4 protein-coding genes and 1 pseudogene are annotated in these 6,725 nt (G+C 36.3%); 3 read left to right on the top strand and 2 right to left on the bottom strand.

Features of this window, described 5'->3' with window-relative positions; genetic code table 11:
- Positions 1-233: 233 nt before the first annotated feature.
- Positions 234-1,859, bottom strand: coding sequence for a PucR family transcriptional regulator (locus tag RT405_RS11135; protein WP_313469707.1), 1,626 nt, complete (start codon positions 1,857-1,859; stop codon positions 234-236).
- Between the two features lie 318 nt (positions 1,860-2,177).
- On the opposite strand from RT405_RS11135, the gene RT405_RS11130 reads away from it, so the two are divergent.
- Entirely contained in the window at positions 2,178-3,785 is a 1,608-nt protein-coding gene (locus tag RT405_RS11130) for an L-lactate permease (protein WP_313469706.1), read from the top strand.
- Between the two features lie 366 nt (positions 3,786-4,151).
- Positions 4,152-5,249 (top strand): PTS sugar transporter subunit IIC, encoded by a 1,098-nt coding sequence (locus tag RT405_RS11125; protein WP_313469705.1) that lies wholly within the window; start codon positions 4,152-4,154, stop codon positions 5,247-5,249.
- Positions 5,250-5,361: 112 nt separating this feature from the next.
- Here RT405_RS11125 and RT405_RS11120 read toward each other — a convergent pair whose 3' ends face one another.
- On the bottom strand, positions 5,362-6,210 hold the full coding sequence (locus tag RT405_RS11120) for an alpha/beta hydrolase (protein ID WP_313469704.1): 849 nt from the start codon (positions 6,208-6,210) through the stop codon (positions 5,362-5,364).
- 238 nt (positions 6,211-6,448) lie between these two features.
- Between RT405_RS11120 and RT405_RS11115 the strand changes: the two are divergent.
- Positions 6,449-6,725 (top strand): annotated as a pseudogene (locus RT405_RS11115) (acyl-CoA synthetase FdrA); the annotation flags it as partial.

Raw genomic sequence — 6,725 nt, 5'->3', positions numbered from 1 at the left:
ATTATTTATTCGATTAAGAAATAGTTTTTTAAAGTTACTAAAGCAAATAGAAGAGACTGTTCCAACACAAAGTTAGAAGTGATAGGTAGCAGCGTTCTGATAGACAAAAGAATAGAAAAAACAGAAAAAAGCTCTTATCAAAATGATAAAGAGCTTCTCAGGTAGAGCAGAGTATGGCGTCCTAAATTTCTTTCAAATCAGGGCGGGATTGTTCTGCTTTTTTTCATTTATCGTTAGTTCAACATTTTCAATAAGCGCAAGCCAATATTGATCTGCAACAACTCTTCTGCATTATGAAAATCAATAGAAATCAATTGTTTTATTTTATCTATACGATAGCGGACTGTTTTCGGGTGAACAAAAAGAGCATCCGCGGTTGTTTTGTAGTTTTGATTCATGTCTAAAAAAACCTTTAACGTTTCAATTAAATCTGGATGATCTTTATTCAGCTCAAGTAAAGAGGTAGGAATATATTTTTCAAAATGCTGTAAGTTGTTTGACTCTGCAAACAATTGGTAGATCCCGATATCCCGGTAACTGTAAATAACATCCGATTCGCCAAACAAAGCAGTAATTTTTTGCGTGTCCTGTGCTTGTTTATACAAACTTGGCAGATGAAAAAGATTACCTGTATAGCTGAAATTAACCGTCATTTTCAAGTTATTTAATTGAAATTTTTTCTTACTGATTTGGATGCTCTTAGCTATTTTTTCTTTAAGTGCTTCTTCATCATCTGTTTGAGTATCTACAATAAAGACGATTTTATTCTGGCGAATCAGATAGACCCGCTGCGGCCAATATTTTTTTATCTCTTCTGTAAATGTAAGAGTAAATTGGTGTTCTTTTTTTTGAGCGACATCCGAGTTGTCTCTATCTAATGAAGCGTTAGAAAAATGACAAATAAGAACCCGATAATTTGGAGAATTTTCTAATTTCAAATAAGTCGTTTTTTCGATTACTTCTTCTTTATTTTCCATTCGATCATTCAATAGGTCAGAAATAATACTATTTTTATAATTGAGATTATTTTGTAAAACAGCATGCTTTTTCAGCAGTTCCATTTGTAAAAAGCTAACAGTGTTTTCAATAGCCATAAAGTCTTCAACGGGAATAGAAAAGTCGACTTCGTGTATAATCAGTTCGAAAGAAGTAAATTCTAAATTAGGAATATTCACGACTAATTGAGTGTAGTTTAGCTTTTCTTGAGGGGATAGATAAGTAACATCCCGGCGAATATAATCATAATTCATATATTTTTTTTGAGGTAAAGTATAGATCTGGTTAATACTGGCCGTATCATAAAGCGGATCCGTACTGATCCATTCGTTTTTCAATGTATTTTTTAAACTAATGGGCTTTTTTATCAAATCTTTTAAGATAAATAGAATATCAATCAGTTCTGGTTCTGTTAAAGCCATTTTTGTAAAATGGTTTTGCAGATGATAATACTTTTCCAGTAAATGAATATTGTTGTTAATTAAATTTCCCATTACATCGAGAAGAATCGGTTCATATTGAGTGCTTTTAGGGATTTTGATCAAAGGGATTTCATTTTCTTTACACAATTCAAGAATGAAATCCGGTATTTCTCCCACTACACGATCTATTTTAATGATCAAACCGCTGATTTTAAGGCGCTTGGCTTCTTTAAAGAACGCGTTTAATTCATTTGGAGAAAGATCTTTTAACGCATAGTAACTGCTCAGCAAAAGTTCTCCTTCGCGACCCCAGCTTTCAATATCTGGGCCTTCTACAATCATAATTCCTGTTACAGTATTCTTTAAGCCAGTTGATCCTGTTAAGGAAGAGGCGTCTTTAAGTGAATCAAATTCAAGTATCTTTTGGATCGTTAGGTTCAAAATATCACTTCCTTGTCTTGCTGCATTTGTTCTTTTATCTACTAGAGATAGGAAATACCTTTTTTTTTAGTTTGAGATGAGAATGAAGACGCTAACAAAAAAAGGTACACTAGTGTAGGGCTATCTGTAGTATATCAGAAATAAAAAAGACAATCTATGGATATTCAGGTTTTAGAAAAGGTCCAGTCTATGTGGATAATAAGATAAAAGAAAGCGACACGATAAAAACACAGAAAGAAGGTTTCATAAAGGAGGCTGGACAGGTAAAATAAAAAAGAAGCGATTGCTTATCACTAGAATTAAAGGAGAAACGACTAAATGACGATACCAATTAATTTGTTTTTTTGGACTTTATGTATTGTTCCAATTATTTTATTGCTTGTATTAATGATTAAATTTCAATGGGGAGCCTCTAAAGCGGCTCCTTTCACACTAGTAGTTACGATTGTACTTGGAATGCTGTTTTTTAAAGCGAATGGAAAAGTGCTGAGCAGTGAATTACTAAAGGCTGGCTGGAATTATACCGGTATCATTTTGGTCATTATAAGCGCCATTCTGTTGTATGAAGTGGGCAGTGAAGCTAAAGCCTTTGATACACTAAACGTTTTATTTAGAAAACTAGCGCCTAATGAATTGATCAGAGTATTGATGATCGGAATTGTTTTTGCCAGTTTTTTACAAGGAATTACGGGATTCGGAGTCCCAGTTTTGATTACTGCGCCTTTGCTGTTAAATATAGGCGTTGCTCCCGTTTATGCTGTCATTATTCCACTCTTAGGACATAGTTGGGCTGGAACTTTTGGGACACTTGCCCTTGGTTGGAATGCTTTACTGATTCAAACCGGTATTGAGGACAAAAGCTTAATTTTGCATACAGCAATCTATGCCTCGCTATTTTTATTTATTTTAACGATTTTATTCAGCTTTATTATTACGTTTTTCTATGGCCGCTGGCAAGGAGTGAAGAAAGGGTTTATCGCTGTGGCGATGATTACATTGATTCAAGGAGGAGGGCAATTAATCTTTTCTACTTTCAATCCAGAATTAGCTGCTTTTATTCCTAGCGCCATTTCTTTATTAGCGATTATTGGATTATCCAAAACGCCTTTATACCGAGAACCATGGCAAATAGAAGACAGTAAAATAATGACACGAGTAGAAATTGATCCAATAAAGAAAACAAATCAAAAATTGACGACCACCCAAGCCTTACTGCCTTATTATTTGGTTACTGGGATTTCTTTGCTTATTTTATTGATCCCGCCTATTACAAATTTCTTAGGTTCTTTCAGTTTTGGTCCTAGCTTTAGTCAAACAGAGACAAGCTACGGTGTAATCAATCCAGCAATTGAGAAATACGCGCCTTTAACGCCTTTTACACATGCTAGTATGTTTTTATTGGCCTCGTCTCTGATTACTTATCTTTATTACCGTAAAGCAGGGTTGATCAAGACAAGAAGTTTACTCCAGTTGATAAAACGGGCATTAAAAAAAGCTCTATCACCAAGCATTGCTGTTCTTTCTTTATTGTCCATTTCACGGGTAATGGCTGGAACAGGGCAGACGTTTGTTTTAGCGCAAGGAATCTCAGCTGTTTTGCAAGAAAATTATGTCTTTATTGCTCCTTTTATTGGGTTGCTCGGTTCCTTTATAACCGGAAGCAATATGTCGTCGAATATATTGTTTGGTGATTTTCAAATGCAAGTTTCTGAGTTTATCGGATTGAAAACAGCAGCTATCTTAGGGGCACAAACAGGAGGCGGAGGAATAGGAACATCTATTGCACCAGGCAATATTATCCTCGGAACAACGACTGCTGGAATCTTAGGTTCAGAAGGAAAAGTGTTAATTAAAATTATTCCTTATACATTAGCAGTAGCAGCAATTTTCGGTGTCATTCTATTTTTGGACTATAAGTTCATCTAAGCCGAAAAAAACAATAGATAGGTGCATGGAAAACGAAAAATAGAGGCTAATTTTATCCTTGAAAGATAATGTAAAAAGTCTCTTAGCTTGATAAGCTTATTGAGAAAAGGCTTACAAAAAAACAGGCTTTAAAGATGGAATTAAGAAAAGGCTTTAGCAGCAGTAAAAACGGCCTGAAAATAAAAAAGGGAGGGAAAGAAAGAATCAATGTGATTTGCTTTACACTTATGTTTTTGCTCTAATTTATCTGTATTTTATTTCTGTTGGTAATAGATAGAAGCGGATTGAATAGAATGTTATTGAATAACCGCTATGTAGAATAATTTATTCTGATATTTTATTTATAAGAGAAGAGGTTGGACAACTATGGCAAAACAAACGGAAGAAAAAAATAAAAATGCTGCACGACCGGAACCAAAAAAAGAGGGAAAGTTTAAAAGTTTTTTAAAGCGGAAAGACATTGAAATTAGTTTTCAACGGTATTTAATTGATGCTTTATCTTTTATGGCCCTAGGATTATTTTCTACACTCATTATTGGAGTCATATTTGAAACGGTCGGAAATTTATTAGGCATTGCCTATTTAACCGATACGTTAGCACCGATTGCTAAACAAATGGCGGGGCCTGGTATTGCAGTAGCTGTAGCCCTAGGTTTGAAATCACCGCCGCTAGTTTTATTTTCTTCTGTTATCACTGGTTTTGCCGGATACGAATTGGGCGGGCCAGTAGGCGCCTTTGTTGCCGCTGTTATCGGAGCAGAGTTTGGAAAAGTGGTCTCTAAAGAAACACCAATCGATGTAGTCGTTACTCCAGCAGTTACGGCCATTACAGGATCTGTTGTCGGTACATTGATCGGTCCTGGAATCAACGAGTTTATGTTGGGACTAGGTGTCATCATCAATAAAGCAACTGAGCTGCAGCCTATTCCAATGGGGATTCTAGTAGCCGGTGTAATGGGAATCACCTTAACTCTGCCAATCAGCAGTACTGCGATTGCGATTATGATCGCTATTGCAGGACCTGCATCTGGCGCAGCAGTAGTTGGCGGCTGTGCTCAGTGTATTGGTTTTGGAATCCAAAGCTTACGGGAAAACGGCTGGGGCGGATTTGTTACTCAAGCATTAGGTTCTCCTATGATTCAAGTAGCAAACATTGTTCGAAAACCGATTATTTTTGTTCCGCCGACGCTAGCGGGAATGATTTTAGGGCCTTTCGTTACTACTATGTTTAAAATGGAAAGTGTCTCTGCAGCAGCAGCCACAGGAACTTCCGGTTTGGTAGCTCCATTAGGTGCATTAGCAAAAATGTCTGAATTAGGTTATCCAATGGGAGAAATATGGCTTAAGATCGTCGTCTTCTGCTTTATTGCACCTGCCATTCTAACTTGGCTGATTTCTGAACTGTTCAGAAAATTTGGCTGGATCAAATATGGAGATTTAAAATTAAATCTTGAAAACATGTAGATGATAAAAAGAACCGTTCTTACCCTATTTTTTCAATAGAGCAAGAGCGGTTCTTCTGCTTTTTGTAAAGTGATTAAAAACTAAGACAATTGCCATTAGTCAGTGTATCCATTTAATCATTCAGCCAGTCAATCACTTTTTTATACGTTTCCATGGCAGCTTCACTACTAGAGTCGCTGTCAAAATCATGCTTAGCCTGTTCAATAGCAACGAATTCTGTTGAACGAATCGTTTCATCTAAATGTATCGCTGTCTGGAACGGCACGTCTTGATCCGTTTTACTTTGTGCAATAAAAGTAGGCGGTAATTCAGCTAATTCTTTATCCGTCAAAGAAAACTGTGCTGGATCTACATTGTTTGGCAAGACAAGGTCTAACCATTTTCCTTTTTGACGGCAATAAATGTAAATAGCGTATCGGTTTTCTAGTAAACCTTTAGCAAGTGGAGCAGGTTGGATCAATTGTTCCATGAGGGATTTAGGAATATCAGGATAAGCTTGGTAATGTTTATTAGGCGAAAGGTAAAACGGCTGTTGAATAGAATAATAGCCATAGAAGCTAATGATTTTTTTAGGTCGTTGCGGCAATGTTGAATCGTTTCCTAGCAACAAGGATAAGTAAGCCCCAGCAGAACGGCCGAACAAACTGTAATCAGCTGATGGTAGCTTTAACACGGTGTCAAAGTGAGTAGAAAACCATTCTACTGCTTTTACTGTACTGGCATATATTTCTGGCAAGGCAGTTTCGGGAGCTAGCGGATAATCAATTGCTAGAAAATGATAACCGGCTTTTAAGAACAATTCGATATACTCTTGCGGTAAATCGTCTCGATCGCCCCAAATCAAACCGCCTCCATGTAAATAGATAATGGTATGGTTTTTCAACTTGGCAGAAGAACGATAAAAAGAAGCGGATAAAGTTAAAGAACGTTGCGTGGAAAAGGAATAAATTTCTGGTTTCACTATAGTGTACCTCCTAAAAATAAATCAATCATGATTGTATCACTAGTTAAAGTATAGCAAAAAAGAAAACAATCGGAGTCAATACGGTTGTTTTTTAGCCGAATTATACAAATAGGATAACAAAGCAAAACAATTATTATCTACAGTGTACAATGTATTCAAGATGAAAAGCGGTTACAATAAGAATGTAAGCCTTTCATGTCGGTTTAACTAAACTAAAAGATTGCGGGGAATTTTAATGTTACACACAATAATTAAAGAAAATGCGTATCAAGATTCAGTTGTCTTGATGCTTTTGACCAATACGATCGAAGGTGTTAACCGTGTCTCTATCATGCTGGGAACACCAGCTAATAAAGACCTTTTCGAAGGCAGCGGATTAAGAACACCTGAACTTGAAAAAGCTTCAGCAAACGATATGGCACTAGTTGTCGATACAGATAGCGATGAAGTGATTGATACGATCTTAACAGAAATCGATGATTTTCTAGCTTCACAAGGAGCAGCAGAAGCCG

The organism is Carnobacterium sp., assembly GCF_032094055.1.
In the GTDB taxonomy this organism is placed as follows: Bacteria; Bacillota; Bacilli; order Lactobacillales; family Carnobacteriaceae; genus Carnobacterium_A.
The sequence above is the reverse complement of the archived record's forward strand: the minus strand, read 5'-3'. Positions and strand labels throughout refer to the sequence as shown.

What these genes read in the sequence shown, in the direction of transcription:
- RT405_RS11125 (WP_313469705.1), top strand. Translation starts at nt 4,152, where the DNA reads ATGGCAAAACAAACGGAAGAAAAAAATAAAAATGCTGCACGACCGGAA.
- RT405_RS11130 (WP_313469706.1), top strand. Translation starts at nt 2,178, where the DNA reads ATGACGATACCAATTAATTTGTTTTTTTGGACTTTATGTATTGTTCCA.